At 60.4% G+C, this 25,554-nt stretch carries 29 protein-coding genes and 2 pseudogenes; 11 read left to right on the top strand and 20 right to left on the bottom strand.

Going from position 1 to position 25,554, the window contains the following annotated elements:
• Window positions 1-3,024 carry a type I restriction endonuclease subunit R gene (locus tag ACFSNN_RS34960; RefSeq protein ID WP_134465786.1) on the bottom strand — a complete coding sequence of 1,008 codons (3,024 nt, stop codon included), beginning with the start codon at window positions 3,022-3,024 and terminating at the stop codon, window positions 1-3.
• Between the two features lie 299 nt (window positions 3,025-3,323).
• Between ACFSNN_RS34960 and ACFSNN_RS34955 the strand changes: the two genes are divergently transcribed.
• Window positions 3,324-3,542 (top strand): hypothetical protein, encoded by a 219-nt coding sequence (locus ACFSNN_RS34955; protein WP_134465785.1) that lies wholly within the window; start codon window positions 3,324-3,326, stop codon window positions 3,540-3,542.
• A 108-nt stretch (window positions 3,543-3,650) separates the two neighbouring features.
• Here the strand turns inward: ACFSNN_RS34955 and ACFSNN_RS34950 are convergent, their stop codons facing one another.
• From ACFSNN_RS34950 to ACFSNN_RS34930, 5 genes are all read right to left on the bottom strand, one after another.
• The gene (locus ACFSNN_RS34950; protein WP_134465784.1) at window positions 3,651-5,444 is read right to left on the bottom strand and encodes a hypothetical protein; all 1,794 of its coding nucleotides are present in this window, start codon (window positions 5,442-5,444) and stop codon (window positions 3,651-3,653) included.
• A 334-nt stretch (window positions 5,445-5,778) separates the two neighbouring features.
• Window positions 5,779-6,054, bottom strand: a complete 276-nt coding sequence (locus tag ACFSNN_RS34945; RefSeq protein WP_134465783.1) for an HU family DNA-binding protein — start codon at window positions 6,052-6,054, stop codon at window positions 5,779-5,781.
• A gap of 271 nt (window positions 6,055-6,325) precedes the next feature.
• Window positions 6,326-7,180, bottom strand: coding sequence for a hypothetical protein (locus ACFSNN_RS34940; protein ID WP_134465782.1), 855 nt, complete (start codon window positions 7,178-7,180; stop codon window positions 6,326-6,328).
• A gap of 6 nt (window positions 7,181-7,186) precedes the next feature.
• Window positions 7,187-7,918 (bottom strand): hypothetical protein, encoded by a 732-nt coding sequence (locus tag ACFSNN_RS34935; protein ID WP_134465781.1) that lies wholly within the window; start codon window positions 7,916-7,918, stop codon window positions 7,187-7,189.
• A gap of 121 nt (window positions 7,919-8,039) precedes the next feature.
• On the bottom strand, window positions 8,040-9,134 hold the full coding sequence (locus tag ACFSNN_RS34930; protein WP_244323173.1) for a TIR domain-containing protein: 1,095 nt from the start codon (window positions 9,132-9,134) through the stop codon (window positions 8,040-8,042).
• Between the two features lie 96 nt (window positions 9,135-9,230).
• Here ACFSNN_RS34930 and ACFSNN_RS34925 point away from each other — a divergent pair, with 96 nt between their 5' ends.
• The gene (locus tag ACFSNN_RS34925) at window positions 9,231-10,235 is read left to right on the top strand and encodes a hypothetical protein (RefSeq protein ID WP_134465780.1); all 1,005 of its coding nucleotides are present in this window, start codon (window positions 9,231-9,233) and stop codon (window positions 10,233-10,235) included.
• Window positions 10,220-11,425 carry a tyrosine-type recombinase/integrase gene (locus ACFSNN_RS34920; protein ID WP_134465779.1) on the top strand — a complete coding sequence of 402 codons (1,206 nt, stop codon included), beginning with the start codon at window positions 10,220-10,222 and terminating at the stop codon, window positions 11,423-11,425. The genes ACFSNN_RS34925 and ACFSNN_RS34920 overlap by 16 nt, the downstream gene beginning before the upstream one ends.
• A gap of 574 nt (window positions 11,426-11,999) precedes the next feature.
• Here the strand turns inward: ACFSNN_RS34920 and ACFSNN_RS34915 are convergent.
• From ACFSNN_RS34915 to ACFSNN_RS34900, 4 genes are all read right to left on the bottom strand, one after another.
• Window positions 12,000-13,271: a Cdc6/Cdc18 family protein gene (locus ACFSNN_RS34915; RefSeq protein ID WP_134465778.1), complete on the bottom strand. Its 1,272-nt coding sequence runs from the start codon at window positions 13,269-13,271 to the stop codon at window positions 12,000-12,002.
• A 271-nt stretch (window positions 13,272-13,542) separates the two neighbouring features.
• Entirely contained in the window at window positions 13,543-14,571 is a 1,029-nt protein-coding gene (locus tag ACFSNN_RS34910; RefSeq protein ID WP_134465777.1) for a ParB/RepB/Spo0J family partition protein, read from the bottom strand.
• Window positions 14,561-15,766 carry a ParA family protein gene (locus ACFSNN_RS34905; RefSeq protein ID WP_134465776.1) on the bottom strand — a complete coding sequence of 402 codons (1,206 nt, stop codon included), beginning with the start codon at window positions 15,764-15,766 and terminating at the stop codon, window positions 14,561-14,563. Before ACFSNN_RS34905 ends, ACFSNN_RS34910 begins: the two co-directional genes overlap by 11 nt.
• 313 nt (window positions 15,767-16,079) lie before the next feature.
• A complete protein-coding gene (locus ACFSNN_RS34900) occupies window positions 16,080-16,298 on the bottom strand; it encodes a hypothetical protein (RefSeq protein ID WP_134465775.1) in 219 nt (72 codons plus the stop codon).
• 115 nt (window positions 16,299-16,413) lie between these two features.
• Here ACFSNN_RS34900 and ACFSNN_RS34895 point away from each other — a divergent pair, with 115 nt between their 5' ends.
• The 3 genes from ACFSNN_RS34895 (at window position 16,414) to ACFSNN_RS34885 (ending at window position 17,891) form a co-directional block, all read left to right on the top strand.
• Window positions 16,414-16,635, top strand: a complete 222-nt coding sequence (locus ACFSNN_RS34895) for a hypothetical protein (RefSeq protein WP_134465774.1) — start codon at window positions 16,414-16,416, stop codon at window positions 16,633-16,635.
• A gap of 339 nt (window positions 16,636-16,974) precedes the next feature.
• Entirely contained in the window at window positions 16,975-17,415 is a 441-nt protein-coding gene (parS, locus tag ACFSNN_RS34890; RefSeq protein WP_201141640.1) for a type II RES/Xre toxin-antitoxin system antitoxin, read from the top strand.
• The gene (locus ACFSNN_RS34885) at window positions 17,415-17,891 is read left to right on the top strand and encodes an RES family NAD+ phosphorylase (RefSeq protein WP_134465811.1); all 477 of its coding nucleotides are present in this window, start codon (window positions 17,415-17,417) and stop codon (window positions 17,889-17,891) included. The genes parS and ACFSNN_RS34885 overlap by 1 nt, the downstream gene beginning before the upstream one ends.
• A gap of 212 nt (window positions 17,892-18,103) precedes the next feature.
• Here ACFSNN_RS34885 and ACFSNN_RS34880 read toward each other — a convergent pair whose 3' ends face one another.
• The 4 genes and pseudogenes from ACFSNN_RS34880 to ACFSNN_RS34865 form a co-directional block, all read right to left on the bottom strand.
• A complete protein-coding gene (locus ACFSNN_RS34880) occupies window positions 18,104-18,637 on the bottom strand; it encodes a hypothetical protein (RefSeq protein WP_134465772.1) in 534 nt (177 codons plus the stop codon).
• Between the two features lie 213 nt (window positions 18,638-18,850).
• Window positions 18,851-19,147: pseudogene (locus tag ACFSNN_RS34875) on the bottom strand (ISKra4 family transposase); the annotation flags it as partial.
• Between the two features lie 120 nt (window positions 19,148-19,267).
• Window positions 19,268-19,543: a hypothetical protein gene (locus tag ACFSNN_RS34870; protein WP_377767193.1), complete on the bottom strand. Its 276-nt coding sequence runs from the start codon at window positions 19,541-19,543 to the stop codon at window positions 19,268-19,270.
• A complete protein-coding gene (locus ACFSNN_RS34865; RefSeq protein ID WP_134465771.1) occupies window positions 19,528-19,896 on the bottom strand; it encodes a plasmid pRiA4b ORF-3 family protein in 369 nt (122 codons plus the stop codon). Before ACFSNN_RS34865 ends, ACFSNN_RS34870 begins: the two co-directional genes overlap by 16 nt.
• Before the next feature lie 119 nt (window positions 19,897-20,015).
• Here ACFSNN_RS34865 and ACFSNN_RS34860 point away from each other — a divergent pair.
• Window positions 20,016-20,096 (top strand): annotated as a pseudogene (locus ACFSNN_RS34860) (recombinase family protein); the annotation flags it as partial.
• Between the two features lie 55 nt (window positions 20,097-20,151).
• Here the strand turns inward: ACFSNN_RS34860 and ACFSNN_RS34855 are convergent.
• The 5 genes from ACFSNN_RS34855 to ACFSNN_RS34835 form a co-directional block, all read right to left on the bottom strand.
• A complete protein-coding gene (locus tag ACFSNN_RS34855) occupies window positions 20,152-20,457 on the bottom strand; it encodes a TrfB-related DNA-binding protein (protein ID WP_201108956.1) in 306 nt (101 codons plus the stop codon).
• 85 nt (window positions 20,458-20,542) lie between these two features.
• Window positions 20,543-20,950, bottom strand: a complete 408-nt coding sequence (locus ACFSNN_RS34850; protein WP_093642349.1) for a hypothetical protein — start codon at window positions 20,948-20,950, stop codon at window positions 20,543-20,545.
• Window positions 20,951-21,015: 65 nt separating this feature from the next.
• Complete coding sequence (locus tag ACFSNN_RS34845) at window positions 21,016-21,843, bottom strand: DUF932 domain-containing protein (protein ID WP_134465770.1); 828 nt, start codon at window positions 21,841-21,843, stop codon at window positions 21,016-21,018.
• Window positions 21,844-22,342: 499 nt separating this feature from the next.
• Window positions 22,343-22,645 carry a type II toxin-antitoxin system RelE/ParE family toxin gene (locus ACFSNN_RS34840; RefSeq protein ID WP_134465769.1) on the bottom strand — a complete coding sequence of 101 codons (303 nt, stop codon included), beginning with the start codon at window positions 22,643-22,645 and terminating at the stop codon, window positions 22,343-22,345.
• Window positions 22,642-22,899 (bottom strand): type II toxin-antitoxin system ParD family antitoxin, encoded by a 258-nt coding sequence (locus ACFSNN_RS34835; protein WP_093642358.1) that lies wholly within the window; start codon window positions 22,897-22,899, stop codon window positions 22,642-22,644. The genes ACFSNN_RS34840 and ACFSNN_RS34835 overlap by 4 nt, the downstream gene beginning before the upstream one ends.
• A gap of 115 nt (window positions 22,900-23,014) precedes the next feature.
• On the opposite strand from ACFSNN_RS34835, the gene ACFSNN_RS34830 reads away from it, so the two are divergent.
• Window positions 23,015-23,371: a hypothetical protein gene (locus ACFSNN_RS34830; protein WP_134465768.1), complete on the top strand. Its 357-nt coding sequence runs from the start codon at window positions 23,015-23,017 to the stop codon at window positions 23,369-23,371.
• Window positions 23,372-23,833: 462 nt separating this feature from the next.
• Here the strand turns inward: ACFSNN_RS34830 and ACFSNN_RS34825 are convergent, their stop codons facing one another.
• Complete coding sequence (locus ACFSNN_RS34825) at window positions 23,834-24,355, bottom strand: hypothetical protein (protein ID WP_134465767.1); 522 nt, start codon at window positions 24,353-24,355, stop codon at window positions 23,834-23,836.
• A gap of 333 nt (window positions 24,356-24,688) precedes the next feature.
• Here ACFSNN_RS34825 and ACFSNN_RS34820 point away from each other — a divergent pair, with 333 nt between their 5' ends.
• The 3 genes from ACFSNN_RS34820 to ACFSNN_RS34810 are packed head-to-tail and all read left to right on the top strand — an operon-like array spanning window position 24,689 to window position 25,550.
• Window positions 24,689-24,946 (top strand): hypothetical protein, encoded by a 258-nt coding sequence (locus ACFSNN_RS34820; RefSeq protein ID WP_134465766.1) that lies wholly within the window; start codon window positions 24,689-24,691, stop codon window positions 24,944-24,946.
• Window positions 24,946-25,311: a plasmid mobilization protein gene (locus ACFSNN_RS34815; protein ID WP_134465765.1), complete on the top strand. Its 366-nt coding sequence runs from the start codon at window positions 24,946-24,948 to the stop codon at window positions 25,309-25,311. Before ACFSNN_RS34820 ends, ACFSNN_RS34815 begins: the two co-directional genes overlap by 1 nt.
• Before the next feature lie 11 nt (window positions 25,312-25,322).
• On the top strand, window positions 25,323-25,550 hold the full coding sequence (locus ACFSNN_RS34810; protein ID WP_166799426.1) for a hypothetical protein: 228 nt from the start codon (window positions 25,323-25,325) through the stop codon (window positions 25,548-25,550).
• Window positions 25,551-25,554 lie beyond the last annotated feature (4 nt).

Here is a 25,554-nt window from a genome sequence, read left to right as displayed (position 1 = left end):
TTATTCCTCGTACGCCTTGAGCCCGGAAATTTCGCGTCCGCCAGCGCGCTTTTTGAGCAGGGGAACAAGATCGGTCATGAGGGCAAGTTCCTTCTGCGTGCGCGCCTTCCAGCCAAGATCCAGTGGCGCGAGCAGTTCGGTGAGTTGTTCCCCATCGAAAATCTTGTGGGAGAGGATACTGTCGACGAAAGTTTGAAGCGACGTCGGAGGCAGGCCGTGCTTCGTGCAGAGCGCGCTGAGCTCGTGAGCAGCTTTCTCGTCCTTGAATCTTTGGTAACCCGTACGTATGCCGGACTCGTCAAGACCTTGGCCGGCCTCAAGACTCCGGACGTACTCGGTAATATCATCGCGGTCGTCGAGGAACTTAGAATCGGCCGCGATAAGCCCAATCAACTCGTCGCGGCTCATCGTCGCTTTACCCGGCTTCTTTGCGGAGAATTCCGCGATGAGCTTCATGATGTAGTCGTAGTCGATGGTTGCCGAAGCGAAGAGAACGAGCTCGAAGTCCAAGTTTTCGACTATTTCGCTTGACCCACTCGTGGGCTTGCCTTGCAGGTTCTTGAGTCGCTGCGCAGTCTCAAGGTAAACGCCGCGGAATGCATTCAACTCGTCCTTCGGCAAGATTGTTTGGATCTGCTCTTGCTGCTCTTCAGTGAGATCGGTGTACTGGTCAAGTTGCGTCTGCAATTTCTGCACTCTCTTGAAATGCTCAATGAAGGCAGCACGGGCATTGTCGCCCTTGAGATTGACGATCTCCTCTGGCTTGACAGCGAGGCCCTGCGACTCCATGAAGCTCTCGAGTTCTTGCCTGGCAACCTGCAGCTTGTCGATGACTATCGGGGCCTTCTCGACAAGCCAGATCTCGCGGGCGCTATCGGCTTTGGCACCCGAAAAAAGCGCTATCGCGGCGTCAACGGCGTCCTGCTGACCCCGGAAGTCGAAAATGTGGCCGTAGGGCTTGGTGTCGTTCAGCACGCGGTTGGTACGGCTAAATGCCTGGATCAGCCCGTGGTGCTTGAGATTTTTGTCAACGTAGAGCGTGTTGAGAAATTTGCTGTCAAAGCCGGTCAGTAGCATATCGACTACAATGGTGATGTCTACTTTGTGCGCGTGCTTCCCTTTTGGATCCGCTTTTCGCAGGTCTGCGTTCGAATATTGCTGATTCTTGATGCGTTGCTGAACATCCTGATAGTAAAGATCGAACTCCTCTAAGCGATGGTTAGTACCGAAGCGGTCGTTGTAGCCAATAATGATTTTGTTGAGGGCCTGCTTTTTGGCTTCCGGGTCGTGCTTGTTGTCCTCCTGCTCTCGTGGCAGATCTTCCTGTATCTGCTTCACGTCGGCGCTCACGTCGGCCGGCGGGGAGAAGACCGCAGCGATGCTGAGCGGGACGAAACGCGCGTCAGTCTTCTGCCTCTCGGTTTGGACCTTTTCGAAAAGGGCGTAGTACTCGATCGCATCGTTGATCGATGCGGTGGCGAGGATAGCGTTGAACTTGCGGCCGCCCGTGGCAGCGTCGTGCTTTGCGAGGATAGCATCGACCACGGCAAGCTTGGCGAGCGTCTCGCCGGGTTGTGGGGCGTTCTTGCCGTCTGGCTTGTAGTAGTCGATATGGAAGCGCAGGACATTCCGATCTTCGATGGCGTGCGTAATCGTGTACTCGTGTAGCGGCTTCTCAAAGAGATCTTGCGTTGTCTTCAGTGTCTGCACGTCGCCTTCGATGCGCTTGTAACTGGCATTGGCGTCAAAGATTGGCGTGCCGGTAAATCCGAAAAGTTGGGCCTTTGGGAAAAAATCTTTTATAGCCTGATGATTCTCGCCAAACTGCGAGCGGTGGCATTCGTCGAAAATGAAAACAATGCGCTTGCCACGCAGTGGCTCAAGAAGATCCGTGTAGGTCGACAGTCCTTTCTTTTCCCGTCCCCTGTTGCGCCTGCTATTTTCGTCAAGAGCAAGGCCGAGCTTTTGGATCGTACACACGATGACCTTGTCGGCAGCTTCGTCTGAAAGCAGGCGACGGACGAGTGTGCCAGTGTTGGTGTTCTCTTCGACGCAGCCTTCTTGGAAGCGGTTGAACTCCTCGCGAGTCTGACGGTCAAGGTCTTTACGGTCCACAACGAAAAGGCACTTTTCTATATTTGGGTCGGCCTTCAAGAGCGTTGAGGCCTTGAAGCTAGTGAGCGTTTTACCGCTACCGGTCGTGTGCCACACGTAGCCGTTGCCGAGGTGCTTTTCGATACACTCGACGATGTTCTTGACCGCGTAAATCTGGTACGGCCGCATTATGAGCAGTCGTTGGTCGCTGGCGACGAGGACCATGTAGCGGCTGATCATCTGCCCAAGGCTGCACTTGGCGAGGAACGCGTCCGCGAAGCGATCCATTCCATTGATCTTGAAGTTGTTCGAATCCGCATACTGGTAGACCGGCAAAAAGAGCTCGTCTGCGGTGAAAGCGAAGTGGCGTTCGTTGTTGTTGGCGAAGTAATACGTGGAATCGCGATTGCTGACGATGAACAGCTGTACGAAGCAGAGCAGCGTACGCATATACCCATTGCCGGGGTCGTTCTTATATTCAACGACTTGCTCGATTGCCCGACGGGGATTGATGCCGAGAGTCTTCAGTTCGACTTGCACAACAGGAACGCCGTTGATCAGCAACAGAACGTCGTACCGATGGTGGCTATAGTCAGTGTTAATCCTCAGTTGGCTGACGACTTCGAATGTGTTCTTGCACCAATCGGCGGTATTAACCAGTGTGTAGTTCAGCGGCGTGCCGTCATTCCGCGTGAATGCATTTCGATTACGAAGGGTCTGGGCCGCGGTGAAAACGTCAGGACTGACGATTTCATCTAGGAGGCGCTGGAACTCGTCGTCGGTAAGCGCAACTCGGTTGAGTTCCTGGAACTTCGCGCGGAAATTTGCTTCCAGCGCAGCACGGTCGCGGATGTCGGGTCGGTAGACATACTTGAGCTCGCGCAGCTTGGCGATCAGCTCTAGCTCGATCTGGTTTTCGGTTGTAGTCATCAACAAGTCCAAAAACTAGGTTAATTCGGAATTTCAAGTCGACCCAGTTAGGAAGCGAAAAAGCCCGCCTTGCCGCGAGCTTTCTCCGTCATCCGTCGACACGGATTGGTCAGTCCCGGGGCAAAATTTCACTTCTCATTGTCGGCTCGGCCGGTAGGCGCAACCTGCTTATCATTGACCGCCTGGGGCGGGATTGTACAGCGCGCAGACCACGCTCGTGGCGAAACGATGCTCGCAGCAAAGTGCTCGCAATTTCTCTTTTTCGGGGGCGGAAGACGCTTAAACAGATCGAGACTCGAATGACTTCAGCGATGGGCCTGTTGGCGGCAACGAGCTTGTTATACGGAACAGAAGGGGCTTTGAGGGCGCTGGTGTTGGTAGGCGTGTGGTCCTCTTCGCGTAAAAATCGTGGACTTGACGGATGGAAACAAAAAAGCCCCAAGATTGCAGTCCGGGGGCTTCCTGGCGGGAAACTCGTGGAAATTGCCCACATGTTGCCCAAAACTACGATCTTCTGATACTTGGCGCTACCCGTAAATCGGCTCAAAGCCTTATGGGGTTTTGGTTGCGGGACGGCGGCCCCTCCCGCCTCTCTCGTTCGTTAGCTATCGGTTAGAACGCGCCGTTTACTGCGGCTTCAGTTCCTTCAGAAACATCTTGAGCGCGCCGGCGTCGCCGCGACCCAGCGCATCGCGTGCACTCGCGTAGCTGTGCTCGGCCCGGATGAAAAATTCCGTCGGGCTAGCGAGCGTCGGAATGCGGCCGAACGCGGCGAGCAGTGCTGTGAGCACCGACTTCAGGTACGCCTCAAGGTTCGCACATAACAATGCGATGTTGATCATGCGGCCGGCGCTGTGCACGATATCGCAGCGGGCCCGCCAGATCCGCTGCAGGTGCCAGCGCAGCCCCTGTTCGACCCGCGCAAGAAATGTCTTCATGTCGGTCGGCGAGGCGAGGAAACCCATGAACTGGTCAAAGCGCATCTGTGTGAGCGGCAGGTCCCGCAGCCGGGCGTTGATCGTCTGGCGATGCGCCGGTTGAGCAAGGACAGTGTAGAGCTGCGCGAGGTCCAGTTCTTTCAGCGCGATCGGCTGGCCGTCGCCCGGATCGACGAGTTCGATCGACTGCTCCAGCAACACCTCGCGATAGGCGCCGATGTGATTGGCGATTGAGACCCCCATCAGCACGGGCGTCAGACTTGACTCGACCGCCCCGCCGATCGAGCTGGTTCCTCCTGCGCCCTTAGCAAGCTGTTCCAGCCCGGTCCACCAGTTGACGAGCTTGTTCTCGAAGTTGGTAGTATCAGCACCCGTCCGATACAGGCGGAAGGCAGCCAGTACCCTGTCACGCCCCTCCTGCGAAAACCGCTCGCCGGTCACAAGGCGGCTGACATTGCCGGCGAACCGGTGCAGCTCCTCGCCGCTGACGGCCGCGCGCGGATTCGGCACCACCTTCGGAATCGGCAGCACACGCCAGTATCCGCCGCCGGAGCGGCACGCGGCAAAGTCATCCGCGACGCTGATGTTCGCGTGGTCGTACTCGAAGCGAACGAGATCGAGCACCCGGTTGATCTGCTCATGCAGCAGCTGGCCGGCGGCCCGCATGTCCACGGCCTCGATCTCGCCTGTGGCGTAGAGCCTTCTCGGGCGTTCATTCATGTTGCGCAGTCCGGCTACCTCGCCGGGGAGCTGCCGGACGAAGCGGATGTCGCCGATGTGGTCAGGAAAGGCGGCAACGTCGGTGATGCCGTCGACTGCAAAATAGGCTCGCCACGAGGTGATCGGCGACGTGACGATCCGGCGCAGCAGATCAAAGCGCTGCGCAAATACGTATGGCTTGTTCGACGCCTTCACCGGCACCAGCACCTGACGGTACAGCTGGAAGAGTCCCTCCAGGCTCTGGCCGCGGGCCAGCAGGTAACTGAGCAGCGCCCCACACATCGAGCGGATCTCGTTGAACTGCTCCGGTTCGCCGCGCGCGTCCGGGTCCAGTAGCGCCGCGTGCAGGCCGGCGAACAACTCGTCAAGATAGTGCGCAGACAGTAACGCAATGTATTCGCGCAGATGCGAATCCAGCAGCGCTGCCAGCCTGTCTGCCCCGCCCTTCTCGGCGTGCTGGCCATACACCTTCTCAAGCAGCGCGTGCATCACCTTCGTAGGGGCGGCGAACCGCTCACGCCGCAGCACCGCTTCCACGCTCAGGATGCCGATCGCCTCCCTGCCAATCATGGCGCGGTCCTCGGCCTTGGCATGGGCATAGCCGGTGACCCGCATCAGTTCTTCCAGGATGTTCAGCGCGTGCATCACGCGAACCCGGTGCGAGTCCAGCGAATAGGCGTGCGTCATGTTGAACCAGACGGTCACGAATACGTGCTGTTGACGGGTGAACGGAAAATTGGCCAGTCTGGTATCGTGTTTCATCGCGTCAGTTTGGGGTGCGTCGTTTTTCGACGTGATTTCGGGCGCTACGTTTCAATGCACTGTTTTCCGGTCAACTTTCTGTAACGGTTTTTTGTTGACCGCGGAACTTCGGCCGCCTATAGTACGTCCCATTCGCAGGTGCTACACAAGTCCGTCAGGTTTCCGGCGGCATGATTACTACAGGGGTCAGAGGTGCGGGTCTGGGCGGTGTCCCGCTGCATTTTCTGTTCCCCCACTCATTCCGAAGGGCCCGCCACTAGCGGGCCCTTCGCGTTTGCGGTCTTCCCTTCCCCGCCTCGCCATCAAACGGCCGGCGCGATGCCGGCCTGCGTCACTACGCGTTCACTGCATCCTTGAACGCCTTGCCGGCAGTGAACTTGACGGTTTTCGCGGCGGCGATCTGCATTTCGGCGCCCGTCGACGGGTTGCGGCCCACCCGTGCCGCGCGCGCTCCCGTCGAGAATGACCCGAATCCGATCAGCTGTACCGTGTCGCCGCTGGTCACGGCGCGGGTGACCGCGTCGAGGATCGCGTCGATTGCGGCCCCGGTGGCCGCCTTGGTGTCGCCCGTGCTGGCCGCGACCGCGTCAATCAGGTCCTGCTTGTTCATGGACTGCCCGTTCAGTGAATTGAAACCCGCACCCTACCGCATCCCCTGCCTTCCAGGCAAATCCCAGGCGGCCCGAACTCATAGCGGCGGGCGCGTCTGCCCGCCTTCCCCGCGTCTTACCCCGATCGATAAACCATCGTTCTTCGCCCGAAACGAAAATCGCCACATCTGATAACTGGAGTTTTCACGAGCGGCGATTTGAGATATCTGGGAGAGGCAGGAAAAATGCGGCCTGATACCCATACCCCAGCGCGCACTGTATTCCGTGCCCTCAGCGATTGCCCGGTTGCCGGCTCGATAGCGTGCGACGGTACTGATCGTTGTCGAGCAGCAGGTGATCGACGCGCTCGCGCAGCTGAGTAACCTGACGGCGTAACGCGTCCGCTTCCGCGGAGGCCTGCAGGCGGACCGCGTCGTTCTGCGATTTCAGGAACCGCTCGGTGCCGGCCAGCTGCCCGGCCACCTTCGCAAGCGCCCCTGCCCCGCCGGCCGACGCGGCGATCGTGCGGTGCAGTTCCTCCAGCAACCCGGCGATACGGGTCTCGGACACCGTCGCACGGGCCTCGGCCTGCGCGGCTTCGCGCCGCAGATGACCGTTTTCTTCTTCGAGCCGGCTCACGCGCGCGTGCGCATCGGCCAGCGATGCTTCGGCGAGCTGCAGGCGCAGCCGTTGCGCGGCGGCGTCACCCGTCGCGCCTGCCCCATCGTCATCCAGGCGCGGGGCGGACTGCCTAACCTGCTGCTGCGCGAGCAGCGCATGCATCGGCGCCAGCGCGTCCCGGACCACCGGCTCGAGCGCCCGGCGCCACGCGAGCACGTCGACGACCGGCCCTGCTTCGGCGATCCCGGCTGCGGGGGTCGGCGCCAGCGACTGTGCGCGACCGATCGCCTTCTGGAGGGTCCGCGAACTGGGGTTCCGGCTGACGCCGATCTGCGGTGCCACATCGCGCAGCAGCCTGGAGTAGGTCGTGGCGCCGTACAGGCGGCCGGTGAGCATGCGGACCTCATCGATCAGCGCGTCAAGAAACCGGTCGTTGTCGAGCGGGAAATCGCGGTCGAGTGTAGCCAGCGCACTCATGATGGCGCGCAGCTGGGTATCGGTCCATTCGATTTTCGGACGGGCCACGGCGGATTACTCCGGTGCAAGCACAGGGGGCGCACCCGTGACTGGCGGTGCGGAGGTCGGTTCGTCGCCCATCAGCGCGCGGAGCTCGGCCTCGAGAGCGGCGATCGTCTTTGGCAACTCGTTGCTGACCTTCACATAGACCTCAAGGTGGCGCTCGTAGTCCTGCTTGGGAACAACCATCATCTGGTAAAGATTCGCGTTACTTACCAGTGACTGACGAATGTGGTCAATCTGGTCGCTCAGTGATTTCGGCAGGAAAATCTTTTTGTCAGGGTAGGCGCTCTCGAATGCGATGCTCGTCTGGTACACGGCCTCGGAGCTTTCCTCGTTGGTCGGCCCGCGTACAAACAGGTTAGGCTGGACCAACTGATGCACGGCCTGGTGAAAACGCAGCAGCAGCCCGTGCACCGCAGCAATCGCCTCGAAGCGGCGCTCGACCAGTCCACCATACTGGGCATTGCGCGCGGCCGCGGCGATCGCCAGCGACGCGCGCAGCTTCTCGAGCTCGGCGTCGCCCTGCCCTTTCAGGGTCGCCCGATAGGTTTCCAGCTTCAGGGCTGCCTCGGCCTGCAGCTGGACCTTCAGGGTCTCGAGCTTTTCCGCATACTCGGCCTGGATCGCGCCGCGCACGCGCTCGCCGATCCAGCTGCGCAGCAGCCACACCAGCGCGGCCGTGAGTGCGACGCTCACGCCTGCGGATGACAGCATCACCACCGCAAAATCCAGCCAGTCCGTCATGCCTCTTTCCCCTCATCCAGTCTGTTGATCAGGACCCTCACCGCGGCATCTCCTTCCCGGTGGCCGTGTCCAGCGGGAGCAACCGCACGACGAAGGCAAACCGGATCGCCATGGATGGGCCTCAGAGACGGTTCATGTCGACGCGCAGGCCGGCATCGCGCAGTTCCCGGGCAATCGCGGTCTTCCACGCGCCGGCCGCGTCGTAGTCGAGATACTGCACGCCGTTGTAGTCGGACGGGATTTCGACGGCACCCTGGCGAAGGGCACAGACGCGGCCGCGCCCCAGCTTCGCGGCGAAATAGCCAAGCTCGAGAATCACGTTCTGGCGGGCCCGCGGCTTGAGCGCGTCCAGCGTAGCGGTGGCCACTCCGCCCTGGTCGTCGGGCGTGAGCAGCACCACAGCGAACGCGACGTCAGCGGCTTCACGTTCGAACTTTTCGATGATGGTCTCACCGCGGCCGGACTGTTCGTCGAGGATCACGCCTTCCAGTCCAAGTCGCCCCAGCAGCGCCTGCACTTCGAATTTCGCCTCGCGGTTGTGGCCGTGAACGATGAACACGCGAGGCCGATGGGCGGCAACCGCCGGAGCACTGGGCCAGGCGGACGCGGGTCCCGGCGCACCCGCCGGGGCGGTCTGCTGGAGCAGCGCGGCAGCACCCGCCGCGGTCGACACGGCGCCCGCCGGCAGTCGGACGATCCTCTCCTGCTGGACGGCAAGCGGATGGTCGATGCCCGTCGCAACCTCACCGAGCGCTGTGGTCGGTTGAGCTGGCGGCCGTACTAAACCGTTGCGAACGAGGACACGGTAGAGGTCCACCTGTTTGACCGACCAGTGCGTGCTGTCCAGATCACCGAGGCCGCGATGCGGCTTATGGATGTCGAGTGCCTCGGCCATCGCGAGCAGTTTTTCTTGCGGAATCGGATCAACGCTGTAGTCCCGCTCGAAGTGCAGATAATAGGTGTCGGTGCGATGCTCCACCTTGGTGATGCGGCCGACATACGCCGGTGTCGGTGGATCGCTGCGGGTCTCGCACGCGAAGATCGCGGGGAACTGCTTCAGGCTCAGTTCGACCGTGTCATTCAGCGGCGAGAAACGCCCGATGACCGGCTCGACGCTGCAGAAATGGAAACGGCCCTTCGGCGTGCTGCCCTCCGCTTGATTCCAGTGCCCGCCCTCGCTGGAGACGATGAGGCTGTAGTACTCGTTGGGCTGCATCGCGTTGCGCTCCTCGAAAGTGGACGGCCGTCGCGGTGCGTGCGCCGGACCCCGAGCGATTCTCGCATTGCGAGGATCATTTTTACCAGCGTTTTTATGATCCACCTTTCCACTAGTGGACATTACCGCCATAATGTCCAACAGTTTGCTATAGTGCTTTTGCCGCCCGACGGGCGTCCCAGCCCTGAAAAAACGCCTCAGAAAGCGACCAATATCAATATGGACGACACCCCTGCCATCGATACTCCCGTCGGCCGTACCTTTTACTTCAAGTCTCGCTTCGTCTTCAACGCGGTCATCGTGATCGACGCCCTGCGGGAAACGGACCTCCAGACGGGACTGACCGTCTACAACCAGCTACGCGACCTGCGGGACTACGCCGGGCACGAGCAGCTGATCGAACGCATTCCGGTAGCGGACGCCGGTGCAATGCGCACCGCTCTCGAAGAAATCCGGCAGCGTTGCCGCGACGGCCTCCGGCCAATCCTGCACTTCGAGTCGCACGGCGACAAGGCGATCGGTTTGGAAATCAGCGCCACAAAAGACAGGTTCAGCTGGCCGGCGCTTGAAAGCATGCTGCGTCCGATTAACGTCGCCTGCGCGGGTAACCTTGGCGTTGTAATGAGCGTGTGCCAAGGCCTCTACGCCATCACGCCGCTGCGGCTCCACCGTCACGCACCCTTCTATTTCCTCCTCGGTACGCAAGAGCTCATCGACCAGGGGGCGCTCGCCGACCAGTTGCCAGCCTTTTATACGACGCTGTTTGAGACCGGCAATCTGGACAATGCGCTGACAAAGGTCCCTTCCTGCAAACCATTTCACGCCGAAAAGCTTCTGGCTGTTGCCGTCGGCCGTTACTGGGCGCAAGCGTGCATGGGGCGCGGCGGGTCCGAAAGGGCCGAATCGCTATTGACTAACATGAAGTGGCAACTAGGCGGATTCAACGATGTAGGGCGGCTACGTGAGATCCGCCAAGCGGCAAAGAACAAGATCCGCTCTGATGTCAGCGCTGAGACATTGCAACGGTATGCGGATCCATTCCTCGGGCAGCGTGAGTGCTCATTTACGTTCGAGGACATGCTGGCATGGCTCAAATCGTAAATTCCGCGAGCGATCGGAGCAGCGATGGTCTTGACGTTGCACACGGCTACCCGCCGAACCGGCTGCACAGCCCGATCCTGCCGCCCGGGCTGACCGACGAGGACATTGTGGGCCGCTGGCTCAAGGCCAAGGCGACCGGCCGCGGGCGGCTCGCGGCAACCACCCTCGCGCAGTACCGGATCGAGGCCGAGCGGCTGTTCTGGTATGCGCGGCAGGTGGGCGTGCCGATCTCGGGCTGGACGCTGGATGAGTTTTCCGCGTACATCGGCTTCCTGCAGGCGCCGGCGCCATGGGCGGTCCGCGCGCGCGGCGTGCGGCGCGGTTCGCACGACTGGCGGCCGTTTCTCGGGCCATTGTCAGACCGCTCAGCCGGCCAGACCCAGAAGATCGTCACGAGCCTGTTCGACTGGCTGCGCGACGTCGGCTACCTGCAGCTGAACCCCGCTGCAGGTCTGCCGACGGTGGGCCGCAGTGACCCGGAAAAACAGTCGCGCTTCCTGTCAGTCGACGACTGCGTGCTGCTGCGCGAGGCGATCCACGCGCGTGACAAGCCTTCCACCGAGGCACGGCTCGCCAAGGCGCGCGACCTGTTTCTGGTCGACCTGTTCGAGCACACCGGCGTGCGCACCAGCGAGGCGGTCCATTGCGCGATGGGCCACGTGCGCATCGAGCCGGTGCCGGACGTGCTGCGGCGCGAGTTTCCCGGCGCCCCGCCGTTCCAGTGGCTGCTGCGCATCGAGCGTGGCAAGGGCGGCAAGGCCCGCTGGGTGCCGTGCGACGCGATCGCGCTGTCGCTGCAGGCGTACCGGATCACCTTCGGCCGGCCGCCTGTGCCGACGCCAGACGAAACCCTGCCGCTCGTGCTGTCGGTGCGGCGCACGAAGTGGGGCCAGTGGAAAGGCCTGCGCAGCCGCACCGCGGTCTGGCACCTCGTGACCGGTCTCTGTCGCGAAGCAGCTCACTACGCCCGGGCGTCGGGCCGGGCAACGGAGGCCACACGCCTCGAGCAGGCGTCGACCCACTGGCTGCGGCACACCTACGCCAAGGGCCTCGCGGAAGGCATGAAAAACGGCCTGGACGCCCGCTCGGCGCTTGACAACATGGGGCACGCCGACACGCGGACCTTCAACCAGTACGTCGACGACGAACCGCTGAAACGCGCGCTGGCGACGCAACTGGCCCGCCGATAGTTATCGCGCAAACCGCTTCGCGCTTCGTGGCGGAGCAGCGACGGGCCGCCAGCTGGCCCGCCAGCCCCGCCTCTGCTCCCTTTGTGGTCACGTGCGGTGAGCACGGACCACCTCTCCACGATAGTTGCTATTCCGCCGCCCTGCGGGCCTGTCTGGCAATCACAATGCAGACAAGCCTACCGGCGCTAAACCGGCACGTTGATGCCGGAAACGCCCACATAACTAAAGTTATTGCCAGATTTCAACTAATGTGATGTTCACCCGCCGTCGACCGCGCATGCGCCGCTTTCTACGTTTGTTTCCGGCGCGATGGCGGTGACCGGCTCATCGGGGTTGTCGTCCTTTCCGAGCGAATTCTGGCGGTGTTCGCGTGCGCCGCGGCTCGCAGCAAGGCTCGGCGACGAACCGGCTTTTGGGTAATCGAAGGATGCGCAAATCGTCGATCGACAATGACTTTTTCCGTCGAACCGCCAGTTTTCGCACGATTACCCCAATATTTTCGTCCGGTCTCTGTTATAGGCTAAGGGATCGCGCTCGCCGTTGTCCGCCTTAAATCCTTTCGCTTGTGCCCTACTCACACCGCACGTGACAGCGCCGGCGAGAACCGCCGCAACGCTCCTTTTAAAATGGCCAGATGGTCCGTGACAGCCTCGGTGGCGATGCGCGGAGTGTCGACGACATGCGGGAGAGCGGACGAGGTCGCCTGACGGCGCGCTTGAGCAAATGCTTCGAGATCATCCGGCCGTGCTGGTCGGATCTGACCGTTCCGGAGTGCCTTCGCGAATCGCAGTTGCCATTGACCCGCCTCGCGACGTGCGACGCCCTCCTCCGCGTTGTAGACCGATAGCGACAGTCCGTCAGCATCGACGACGAGCTTGCGCTCACCTGTAGCGTCGACGAAGGACAGACCCGCGACCTCGCGGACCAGCGACTCGGCGGCCTCTTGGTCCTCCACCGCAGCACGCGCAGCGTTTTGCTCTGCATGCCGGGTGCGGATCTGGAATGAGAAATCGGCGGTGCTGGTCAGCAGGGCGCGCAGATAGCAGATGGGCCGCTTCGCTTTCTGGAGATGCTCCCAGGTTGCTTCGACAACATCGGACAGACGCTTGCTCTGCTCACGTGCTTCGCGCATCAGTTTGAAAATCAGGAAATCCCGAAAACCCAGGGACCGTAGACGCTGAAGGTCCACAGGCACTTGCCCCGGTTGTCTCTTTTGCAAAGAGGTAGGGAAAAGATTCTTATATATACCACCGTCTGCCAGATTGGCAGACCGAGGGGAAAATGCTTCAGCCGCGGCGGTACCGGCTTGCTGAGCTCCGGCATGGGTGCTGGATGAATCCACCGAATCAGCCTTTGCTTCGACGGGTTGAGCAGCCGGGATTGGCTCCGCTGCCAGCCCGAGAATGATTGCAGCACGCTCGGTCAGGTGAAGATAGGCGCGACCAAAGAGACCCGCCTGCACGTAGCGGCGTTGCGGTGGCCGGGCGATCAGACCGGCGATTTCTAGGTCATCGAGGCTTCGGTAGAAGGTCCGTTCCGACTGCATCGACCGTTCGGTCAGCAGCTCACGTCGAGCGTAGATATGACCGTACGGGCTCGAGGCGTCAACGGTGCGTGCAAGGGCAGCCAACACGGAGCGCGCTCGAGCAGGGATCCCATCGAGGCGGGAAGCGCGATGGACGGCCCGTAGGATGACCCACGGCAGGTTGACGGAATCGGAACTCAGAGCGAACTCGTCGCTGTCCACGGTTGCCTGAGGAGCAGGGGAAACATCGACGTTTTCGGTTTCGGGGAAGTGCGGGCGTAACCCTACCTCGCCAGCAACGAACTGTTGCGCGATAGACATATCCAGCGTCCATTTCTTGGAAAATGGATGGAGTACGCTTGACTGTCTGATTCGATCGGCTACACTTCGTGGTGTCAACGCTCAACCCGATTTGCAGTCGGGAAGTGCAGCCGGGCGAGTGAACAGCAAGCCCGTATTCAAAAGCCTCCAGCGCCAACTGGAGGCTTTTGTCTTTTATGTCTGGTGATCAATTCATCTTGTTATTCCTTTTCGCGTCGAGTTGAAGCCCTTCGCGAAAGATTCAAAGTTCAAAGTCATTGATTTTAAACAACTATTTTTCTACAACCTCTGTCTGCTCCGCCTGGGCTGCCGCTGCGCGCTGCTCCAGAACTTCCTTCAGCGCCGACTGGACCGCTTGAGCTTCAGCCGCCGACTGGAACTCCAGCCGCACGACATTCTTGGCCTGACGCACATCACAGTACGTGCCCCGCCCTGCCTTGACCTTGAAAGACGTCGCCGCAGGTGTCGCCTTCTGCTTCGCGGGGTCTGCGCTTGCGAACTTCACCGCCTGTGTTTCATCCAGCTCTTTGTTCGCCAGCCGCTGGGCTGCGAGTACAACCCGATCTGCCTTTCCGGTTCTGACCAAGCGCGCCAACGCATAGCCAGAAGTCGCGCCCATGAGGGCAGGCTTCTCGTTCAGAAGGGCCAGAACTTCAGCCGGGAGATCGTCAAACGCCATCAGTGCGGAAACCACCGATTCGTTCACCCCGGCCTGCTCTGCCATCTTGGCCTGGGTCATGTCCGGGAAGCGTTGGCGGATGTCCTTGAAGCCGAGGTACTTCTCATAGTCGGTCAGGTCTGACTGCAACAGATTCGCGTAGAACGCAGCGAGCGCCGCTTCGTCCTCGCTCGAATCGTCGTCCAGCACGCAGTCGATTTCTAGCCGACCCAGCTCCCGATAGGAATCCGTGCGCCAGTGTCCCGAGACGATTTCAAAGCCGCCTTCAACGCGAGGCCGGATGCCAACAGGCGTGGCTAACTTGTTGTGCCGGAGGTTCTCGCGCAGTTCGGTGAACGCCTCCGGCGACTTGTAGCGCCTCCGGCCCGGGACTTCGTGCAGGTCGGTCAAGAGCACTTTCATCGAGCCCTTGCCACTGCGCTTGGCCTCTACCAGGTCCGCTTGCAGTTGCTGGATCCTTTCTTGATACTCACGTGCTTCGAGGCGGAAGGCGCCCAATTGCGCCGGCATGGTCGCAGCGCGTGGCGCTGCCTCGGGAGGGCGCGCCGCAGCCGCAGACTCTGCTCTGTCGGCGACCCCAGCCGTGCGCGCCATCAAGCGTTCCTTCAACTTACTCGACATTCGCTTTCTCCTTCAGCAATTGCGCGGCCCACGCACCTTGAATATGCCCTTCGATCTCATCGACCATGGCATCGAACGAATCAATGGCGCGGCTGTACTGACCCAAGGCCTGAACGTCGTAGATTGTCTTGAACTCGGCTGCTGCGTTCTTGACTACGTCCGAATCCTGAATCTCTGCCCGACCCAGCAACTCCGGGTAGGTTTGCTGAATCCATGACCGAACGACGTCGGTGGCGTCAACCCGCGGCTTCACCTTCGAGAGGAAGATGCTGATAAAGGCAAATTCCTTCTGCACGTCGCGGTCGTCGGCCAAGGCTTTGAACAGGTCTGCGAACTGCCGGAAAAAGGACGCGCTCGAGGCGTAGTCAAGGGTCTCGGGCGGCAGCGGAACAATCAGGCCGTCGCTCGACATGAAACAGCTAGTGGCGAGGTACGCAAGGCTCGGCGGTGTATCGATCACGATCACGTCGTACTTCTCTCGGATCGGACCCATCGCCCGTTCCAGAACCTGCCAGAACTGGTAGTTCGGATCCTTCGACTGCCGGTTCGGCAGGTAGAAATCCGCGCCAAACAGAGCAGGGCAAGCCGGGATGAAATCCAGGTTGTCCCAGTAGCTCGGAAGGATGGCGTAGTTCAGGTCCGGCTGTTCCTCGTAGACGAGCGGCATCACCGTCATTTCTTCGGTGACTTCCGGCGTCGGAACGTAGCCCATGAGCGTTGTCGACGAAGCCTGCGGATCGAGGTCGATCAGCAGGACTTTGTGACCATGAAGGGTCAGGCCCTGAGCGATTGCCACAGCGCTGGTCGTTTTGCCAACGCCGCCCTTGAAATTCCCGATGGCCATCGCGAGGCCGAGCGCCCCTTCCGGACGGCGCTTGTACGGCGCCGCGAGACGAATGAACTGCTGTGCTTCCGCGAGCGTGAACTCACGATTGCGTCCATTGCCGGTAAGGGTGCCCGTGGGATACTCTCCCTTCTTGTTACCTCGTGTACACAGGTACTGGATCTGGGTTCGCTCGATCTTGCAAAGCTTGGCCACGCGCGACGCCGTGAGCATGGGCGCCATCTTTCTGGGCCAAGGCTCAAGGAGGTCGTCGCGCAGCTGCGCGAGCGTCGCCTCTGCCCGGTCAGCAATGGCGATCAGTTGGTCGATACCAATTGCCTTGCGAGGCGGCGGTAGTTCCTTAGTAACCATGAGGTACCTGCGAATTGGTGTTGTCATCGAAAACCGCGAAAATCATCAAAGTTCGATGACGTGCGATTTCGGCGAATAATAGCCGGTAAACTCGTAAACTTGAAGGTTTACTTTAGGTATTTGTTGCGAGACCAATCACACAGCGATTCCAAGTCCTCGCGCGGGGTAGTCGGACACGGGTTGGAAACTGCCGAATCGGAGTAATTGAAATGTAAGAAAAGCGGGCGCAAGACTGGAACGTGCGCTCGACCGATCGGATTCAAAGTTCAAAGTCGTTGATTTCTTTGGGACTATTTTTCGGAAGCGCCTGTCTTCACACGGCGTTCGGCGTGCTTTCTTCGGCTCCCGCGCGGGCGGCTTTTATGGCCGCGTCCTTCACTCTGCACCTGTCGTTCAGCTTCCGGTAGACATCCAGCTTGTTGTCGATCTCGAAGACCCCGCAGAGAAACGCGAACTGATGGACGATCAGCCGCAGTGCCGGGTCCTCGCGCGGCCGCACGTTTTCCTGATGGTAGGCATTGATCGCTCGCACCAACGTCCGCGCCACACCGCTCGGGTTACTGCGGCCGCGTGAATAGATAGCGCATCCTCGAACCGGTTCACTGGTGCCTGGTCAATCTCGCCTGTCATCGTCGACTCCTTGGGGAATGGGACTGCGCGAAACTTGGGTTCATACAGTCAAGGAATCAAATAAAAAAGGTCTTATATCGGCCGGCGCACGAACCGCACTTGCACGCTCAACGGATCAAATGCTCAAACCGGCTCAGGTCACAGAGGCCGACATCCTGACCTTGACGGATATCGCCAATACGATTGGCTCCTTTGTTGCCGGCGAACTTAGAAAAGCCGTGCGTGTGCAACGCAAGTAGATGCAAAGGTCCAGACTGCTGCGCGTGGCCGTTACCGGCTGCTTGCGACTTGCGACTCTGTGAGACGCTGTGGTGGGCCTCCGCAGCCCTGTTGCGCATCGCTCGCCTCAGCCTTCCTTCGCTCCCATACCCCAGGGTCTCCGTATTCCTAGCAGACCAGCACACCTTCTCGTCGGAGCGGTGCGTGGGTAGTGTCGTCGATCTCCCCCCAAGGGGGGTTGGCGCGAACTTTCGCTGAAAGTAGCCAGGAGTCCCGCCCGGACCGGCGATGCCCTGGCAGCAACTACCGTCTCTGCCATTTTGGTATAAAATAGATGCCAAATGGCAGGAGGTGAAACCGTGAACGTCATCGAGAAGGTATCAGCCGATTCATTACTGGGAGGCCGGTCGGTATTTCCGCGTTCTCCCCGATCCGGCCTTGAATGGGTGGAGGTCGTCCGCCACGGCATTTCGTCGCGGGCGCTGGACGCGATGCTCAAATCCATCGGACTTTCGCAAGCAGAACTGGCGCAGGCGCTCGATATCCCGGAGCGGACCTTGGCGCGTCGCAAGCGGGAAGGGGTGTTGAGCCGTGAAGAGTCAGCCAAGCTGCTGCGACTCGCGCGTGTCGCCGCGCGCGCGGCCGAGGTGTTTGACGATCTCGACCTGGCACTCGCCTGGCTTAAGATGCCGGTTGCTGCCCTCGGAGACGCCACGCCACTGAGTCTTGTCGATACCGACATTGGCACCGATAGCGTGATGGATACGCTGGGACGCATCGAGCATGGCGTGTTTGCGTGATGTTCACGGCATGGCGGGTGGTGACTGAACGATATGCGGATACCGCTTTTTCTGGGGAAGGAGCGCGATTGTACGGTGGCCGGTGGAACCCCAAAGGCGTCGCGATGGTGTATACGGCGCAGACGCAATCGCTCGCGCTGCTCGAGATGTTGGTCCAGGATTCACCGCAGCGCGCCCGCTACGTGATGATCCCGGCCAGTATCCCGGAGAAAATCGTCGAACGTATCGATCCCGCCAGTTTGCCTCGCGACTGGCGGGACATTTCAGCGCGGGCCGAACTGCAGCAACTTGGATCGGCGTGGGAGCGGAAGCGAACCAGCGCCGTGCTGGCTGTTCCCAGTGCGGTTGTTCCTGCGGAATCCAATTATTTGCTCAATCCCAATCATCCGGACTTCGCGCTCGTCGTGGTTGGAACGCGTGATGAGTGGTTGACCGACCCCCGGTTATTGCGGCGCTCGGCGGCAAAGGGATCGTGACGAGCATCTCGTGTGGCGGTGGCAAGCGGACGACGGCGTGTGATCAACCAACCCGCCGGCCATGCTTCGCGGGGTGCCGCCATTCAAGGTGCCTGTGTGTTGTCAAAACCGGTTACATCATGCGTTCAGGGACGTAGCCAGTCATGCGCCACTGGCGGAACCGGTCCTGCAGGATCTTGAACTGGCTCGTGCCGATACAGTCAGTGGGGGGATTATTTTTCGTTACGGTCACGGTCGATGTAACGATTAAATGCGGCTTCGTCGTCGTAAAGTGACCTCGAAAACGTGTCGTCGGCCCAGTCGACCAGGCGCTCGATCACCGCGCGCCGGGACAGGCCGAAGTGCGCGACCAGCCGCTCCAGCGCGAAAAACTGGGTGCCAGTCATCGTCAGGTTCAGACGCCGCTCGCCAGAATCGGCGTCTTCCTGACGCGGAAGCCGCCCGAGGACCGCCGCCGCATCGGAAGGAGCCCGGGCGGACGGCTTCGCCCGTGACGCAGTTTCAAGCTCGCGCCGCGCCTGTGCCAGTTCACCACGCAGCTGCTCGCACTCCCGCACCAGGGCATCATGGGCGTCGGCAGGCGGAGGGATATTTTTCGTTACAGTAACGGATTTTGTGCGCGCGCCATGTCGGGCTCGCCACGCTGCCTGACGCTCGGCGTTCGACATCGCATCCGGTTTCCGTGGCCGGCCGCGGCCACGCTTTTCCGTGGTGCCGGTTACCTTGTCGTTTGCCGGTGAAGGCATGATCCATCCTGGTGCGGTTGGCCACATCTATTTTACGTTATTCATAACGATAAATGCAGTATTTCGTTACGCGTAACGTAAATGTGCACAAGCTGCCTTGCACGGCATTAGGAGAGCGCGTCATTCCGGGGGCTGAAACTTCTATGCCGCCTCCTTTAGCGCCGCAGGTTCTTCCGGTCTCATTCCGGGAAACCAGCGGACGAAGGTTTTCCGCAGATCGTCGTCCAGGTCATCAATCCGTTGCAGGGCGTGCGGAACATTGCCATGCCAGAGATTCCATTTGACGCTTTCCAGATGTTTCTCCAGATCGACCAGCGCTGTTGCAGTTTCCGGACATTTATCACCGGCCTTCAGTTCCGCCGTCATCCCTTTGATCATCTGCCCCATGACGGTCAAGCGCATGGTGATGTGGAACCAGTCGAGCAGATGCTCGGATTCCGGGCTGAGATAGTGCTGCAGATCACGCACGGTGTCGCCGCCATCCGACAGAAACACGACTTGCTGATTCATTCAAGGTCCTCCGGACGCAGCGTACCGCGCTCCAGCCGCGCGATTTCCTCGACCTTCTCCGGTTCGCCGTTTTCGGCTTCAACGACTACCTGTATTCTCACTTTCATCGCCGGCTCTTGGCTATTGCCACATCCAGGACTCATCGTGGGACGCGTACTGCTTGAGCCGGCGGTTGACCCCGCGCCGGTCGAACTCATCCAGCGTCAGCCATTCGCGCAACGCTTCGATATCCTCGCTTCGATTCCGGACGGCCTCGATGTCGTTCGCATCCAGGTCGGCCTGGATGTCCTCGAGTAAATCTTCAACGAGCGATGGGACCGCGTCCCGTCGTGCCATGAAGGCCAAAGTGCCACCGCAGCCGTCCGGTGGCGCCCGTCGCTTCACGGATAGGTGCATTTTTCGTCCTGCGCCAGGCTCGCTTCAACGTGCACTTCGTGTTGCCAGCCGTCGCCGAAGTCGTACTCGTAGCGGAAGCGCTCGTTGATACGGAATTTAAAATCGCACAGTCGAACCTGGTTCGGATCAGTCGAGAAGCTCGTGCCGCCGTTGTGGTACACGCCATAGTCCTGGCCATGGATGTGAAACAGATTCAAATGCGCGTCGTTCCAGCCGAAGGCGATCTGCAGCGCGTAATGCAAGTCGGCGATCGTGCTGTCACTCCGTACGAGTAATCGGCGCCAGATCATCGGACTGATCTGGCGAATCCATACGTGGAGCCGGTAAGCCGTGGCGCCGGTTGCGTTTGGCATAGTCACCTAAGCTTAGTAAACGACCGTCAGAATCACCTGATTTTGACGATCAAAAACGATGCTCTGCAAGGCCCGCCAGGACTAGGGCCTGGGCACGAGAATCGGAGGGGTTTTTGACCATGCGTGCCGCGGTCTATACCCGCGTGTCCACCCCGGACCAATCCACCGACCGGCAGCGACGGGAATTGCGCAACTACGCGAAAGCCCGCGGCTGGAAGATCGTGCGGGAGATGCAGGAAAGACATATCCTTTCCCTCACGTTCCGGCGTCGATGCGCGCCTTTGCCTCTGTCGCCATCTGGCGAACCTGCGCGGCCAGCTCGGGGGGTAGCCACACCTCCACCTGTTCCCAATCTGCCGGGATTTCCCGTGCCGCCGCCAACACAGCCTTAACGAGCGCGCCAACCCGCTGCTTGGTCAACCCGCTTTCGTTCGCGGCGTCCACCTGTGAGATACCGTCAACCAGCACGCGCCGCGCGATGTCGACGCTTCCGACCGTCATTCGCTTTAGACGCGGCATAACCGCCTTGAAGTCCTTCGCCGTCATCTTGTCTGCTGCCATGATCGTTCGCATTTGGTGGAGTGTGAAAGTTTGAATTATCCGCCTGCGGTCAATACCGATCAACGGCACGGCGCGCGCTGGTTCCTCAATGGTGCTTGATCTTCTGCACAATGAAGGCGTGGGGGAGGGTGGCAACCCCACGGAACCGCCAGAAACGATGCCCCTTGCGCGCGTACACCGTCGTCACATTGCCCGCGATATATTCGCTGCCCTTGAACGATTCGATATCGTCGCCCAACTGCCACACAAGCGGGTTAGGCATCGCGAGCGCCGCGTAATATTCGGCCTCCGTGATTTCCTCGGGCGTCGAGCCTAGCGCGCGCTCCTGCTGCTGGATGAATGTATCTTCGTCACCCAGCACAACGCCGGGGTAACGCTCGGCAAGCTGTTCCAGCGTCTCGCGCGTCAAGTTCGTCACTACCAGGCCGTTCCCAAGTTCGAGCGCGTAATCAATCGCGGTCGGCGAGCCGGGAATATAGAAAACCTTTTCCATGTTCGTTTGCTCCGTCTGTCCGATGGATCTACCGGGCGGGTCGCCTCACCCGGTAGCCTTCCGCGTTAGCCGATGATCTTGCGCATTTCGTCGGCCAGAACCCACAACGCGCGATTGAGTTTCACGTTCTGGTCAATGCCGCTTACCTCGCGCGTCGTCGTCGCGCGACCGTTCGCGGCGCGGCCACGAAGCCCGCCCTTGGTCATGTTTTCCTGCACGCGGTTAAAGGTCGTCCAGAGGTCTGAGCCGCCGTCCTCCATGCGGCGCGGGCGCAAAATCTGGCGTTCGGTGACGGGTGCCGGTGCGTCCTCCGTGTCCCACTTCAATTCAAGCGCGGCACGGGCAAACGCGGTTTGTGCGCCTTCGGAAAGCGTGAGGGATTGCATACCCTCGCGTTGCTCGTCGGCTACCTCGAAGTTGTTCAGCACACGGAATGCGCCGTCGATCACTTCGCCGACTACATCGCCTTTATGCGGCACGCGAACCTCGCCGACGTTCGTACCGCACACCATGCCGTTGCAGCACACGAACCGGAGCACGCCCGCAAGCATCTGAAAGCTCGATGTTCCATCGTGGCTGTTCAAAAGAATGATTTCGTTCGCCACCTTGCCGGTGATCTGGTTGGCGTGGCGTAGCCGGATCAGGTGCTTCGTGTGCTCGCGCTTGCCTTCGTCGCGCACGCGGGTTTGCGCGACCATGAAGGGCTGGAAGCCTTCGCGGCGCAGGCCGTTCAAAACGTCGATAGTCGGAATGTAGGTGTAACGCGCCGAGCGGCTGTCGTGTGCCTGTGCGGCGAAGATCGACGGGGACACGGCTTGGATTTGGTCATCCGTGAGGGGAACCGACGAACGGAGAACCGGGGCGGTGCGGCCAAACTTGGAAGCGAGTTGCATGTTTCGTACTCCTGCGTAGTTGAGGTAAAGCCGGGAGCGGTTGCCGCCGCTTGTTTCCCGGCTATCGGTGCGCCGTACTGTTTAGTGCCTCGATGTATGTATTATCGGCGATGGTCCCTTAAAAGTCAATAGAAGTAAATAGAAAACACAAAAATATTTACTCGCCCACTGGCATCAAGGTTGCTGCTCCGAGTGGTGAGCGTTGGGAGCGGGGACGTTGCTTTTGCCTAGACGGGCGCGCAAGCGTCCGTCTCATGCTCTTGGGAGTAGAGCGCGCGATAGCGACTGACCGACCCCGACGAGCTCCCACGATCACGCGGAACGACCAGCAAGCCCCGCAAGGGGCGCGCAGCGCCGGCACGGCGCGGAGTAGGGTTAGGTGTGGCCTTGATGCTGTCGAGCCGGTATAATCGGCTTCTCGTTGGACCCGTCTTACTCCTGCATTGTTTGACGGTAGAGGCCCGAAGCGTTGCCGCGCTTCGGGCCTTTGTTTTTCTGGCTACGGAAAGAGAATCGCGGCAAAGTCCCGCGCACCGTGCAGAACATGAATAATGTCGATCCGCTCGGCGGGCAGGCCGACGACGCGATAGAAAATCTGATAGTTGCCGTGAACCCGGTGCCGCACGCCGCGATCCTCGTAGCGAGGCACAAGCGGAAACGCGAGTGCCATATCTGCGAGACTCAAACACTTGTCGCGCAGCTCACGCACGAAGCTCACGGCGCGGCGGGGATTGTCTCGGGCGATGTAATCGCCGATGGCTTCGAGTTCGGCCTCAACGGCGGGCAAAATCCGAACGATCATGGCTTGCCGTTCGCCATCGCCAGATACTTCGCTTCGAGACGGTCGAACACTTCCTCGGCGGGCTTGCCCCGGCCTGCATCGGAATCGGCAATGCCGCGCTCGATCACGGTATCCAGCGCGACAAGCTGCGTCTCACGGTCCTGAATGAGCCTCACGCCTTCGCGCAAGACTTCGCTTTTCGAGCCATAGCGGCCCGTCTCGACCAGCTTGGTGATGTACCCCTCAAGTTGCTGCCCAAGGTCTGCGCTAATCATGGCTGTGCCCTCAAAATGTCCCTGGTCCGATACTAAGCCACTTATCAACTATTATCAAATATCCTCAACGGGTAGGCTGGCACATACTGTATAAACATACAGGTTTTTCCACGCTATGTCGGCTCACCTGAAAAACGTTGAGGCAATACACCCAGGCCTGTGGCGTGCGTCACAGCTTGGGCGTGCGCTCGGCGTCACTGTCGATACCGGCTACCCTGCGCTGTCCGAACAGCTACCAGGCGGCGGCTGGCCGCGTGGCGTGCTTGTCGAGCTGCTGCTGCAGCAAGGCGGTATCGGCGAGCTTCGGTTATTAGCGCCTGCGCTCGCCAAGGTCGGCAATCGACCAATCGCGATGCTCAATCCCATGCAGACGCCCAACGCGGCGGGACTCGCCTACGTGGGCGTGCCGACGGACAAGGTGATGATGCTGACGCCGAAAAGCACTGCGGACGCGCTTTGGTCAGCGGAATAGATTCTGAGAGCCGGAACGTGTGGAGCGCTGCTTTTGTGGCAACAGCACGTGCGTAACGAAAAGCGATGCCGACAGCACGCAGGATGAATGCAACGACGGAGATGCAGAGGAAGCCGAAACCGCCTGAGCCGTGACGCACCTTAACCCTGCGTAAGTGCGGGTTGTCACAGGCTGCCGTCCGGGCGAAAGCCCGGGCGGCTTTTTGCGTTATGGGTACTGCATAGGAAAAAAAGAAGCCGGTGCGCAGACCGGCTTTCCGAGGCTCCTACCGCGTGCCTTTTGGGGGCCAGGCAGCGGCACGACGATTATGCGAGGCCGCGTTTTGAGAAACAGAATGTAACTGCGTGGTGCGAACCAAGGTGGTATCGCGCGGGCCGCGCGCCCGTATCGAGGGCCACGGGGACCCATGCAGGATGCATGGGGAGCGGCCCGACCCGGCGCAGCGCGGCGGGGCGATGCGGTTCAGGGTTTCGTGTGCTGAGGATATTTTTTCTTGAGCGCGTCAATATCGGCATTGCTCACGCGAGGTTCGCCGTACTGTTCGGCGTAGAGGTGGTTCAACTGCATGCTTGAGAGGTGCGGATTCTCAGACTGCAATTGCTCGAAGGTTTTGATGCGTGTCTGGGCCGGTGCCGGTGCATCGGTTGTGCGAGGCGCAGGCTTGTGCGCTTCGAGAGGGGCTGTTGCCCGGGAGGTTGTCACCGGGGCCGGGGCGCTGGGGTGGGCTGCCGCAGCGCCGGATTTGCGTTCTGAACCGGGCGTAGAGGCGATCTTTCGAAGCCTGTACAGGGTTCCGTGAAACGTCCGAAGGGAGATATCGAGTCCCTGTTCGCGCAAGGTATTCAGGATATCAGCGGCGGGAACGCGAGCGGCGAGCGCCGCCTCGATGTCCGGAAGGAGGGCCTTGAGATGCGAAGCCTTGCTGCGTTTCGGGCTTGTGCTGGCAAGGCGGCGCAGCGCGGAAGCAAGTTGTTCGTGATCCATTGGGAAAATGGCGAATAAATGTAGTATGGGCGTAGTATGAATGACGAAAGCATGTAGGGGCAAGGTTGTATTGGGTAGTACTCCCATGCAATGCGTGATGTACCGGCGTAGTATGGTCGTAGAATATGCGTAGGAAATAAAGTGTGGCGAGAGCGGGGCGAGGCACGTCGAATATGTTTACGCAACGCTACGCGTTCCGTAAAATATTTCGTGCCAAAGGGGCGGGCCCCTTTGAAACCCCGACGCGATCTACTGCCGCGTCAGCCTGGTCGGTAGCTCCGCCGCCGACACTAAGCACTGCCTGGTATGCGTAATGAATACGGAGGTGCAGTAATGATTCCGAGCAGCGAATGGGTGATCCAGCTTGTAGTGGGGCCGCGTGCCGATGAGCGCGGCAGCGAGCCGCGTTATCTGCCGTGGGCAGGCTATACGCGGCCAATGACGGGTGACCAGGCGATGCGCGCGCTGCGCGAGTGCGAGTTGCGGTGGCCGGAATACGAGTTTCGCGCGCATCCGATCGATGACGAAGGCAGGCCGTTCGCGATGGTCGGCGCTGAGATCGACGGTGGTCGCTCGACGGGGCTCTGGTGATGCCAAAGCAAAAAAGCAATGGCGGGGAAGGGCTGGGCAAGCCGATCGCGTTCCGTTTGTCGGATGCGGATCGCGCAGCGTACCTCGCCAAGGTGGCGCAAAGCGGGATGACGCAATCGGAGTTTTTTCGGCAGGCGGTGCTGACCAACCGTACGCAGGTGATTGCGCGCCCGGTGGCGAGCGGAGACCGCAAGCGGTTGCTGTACATCTTCAACAAGACCAGCAACAACCTGAACCAGATTGCCCACCGCGCGAACTCGGAGCACGTTCGCGGGAAGCTTTCGGAGGCGACCTACGAGCAACTGCTCACGCAATTGCAGCTCATCGGGCAGTACCTCAAGGCAACCCTGAACAAGGTCGACTGACATCGATGGGAATGGATCAAAAGCAGGCCGCCATCATGGCGGTCATCGAGCTGGAGACGAAGCTGCACTTCGATCGCGACCATGACGGTGAGCGTACGCTGACGCAGCCGGACTGCGACAGCGCCTGGGCGTCCGTCGATGCCGCTGGCCATCTGCTGCTGTCGATCGTGCACAGCACGCTGCTTTTGCACATCGAAGCGGCTGAGCGCTGGCTCGCCGGGCGCGGGACGCTGGAGTAAGACG

The sequence above is a fragment of the Paraburkholderia dipogonis genome, assembly GCF_042680985.1.
In the GTDB taxonomy this organism is placed as follows: domain Bacteria; phylum Pseudomonadota; class Gammaproteobacteria; order Burkholderiales; family Burkholderiaceae; genus Paraburkholderia; species Paraburkholderia phytofirmans.
This window is presented reverse-complemented; position numbering and strand designations above follow the sequence as displayed.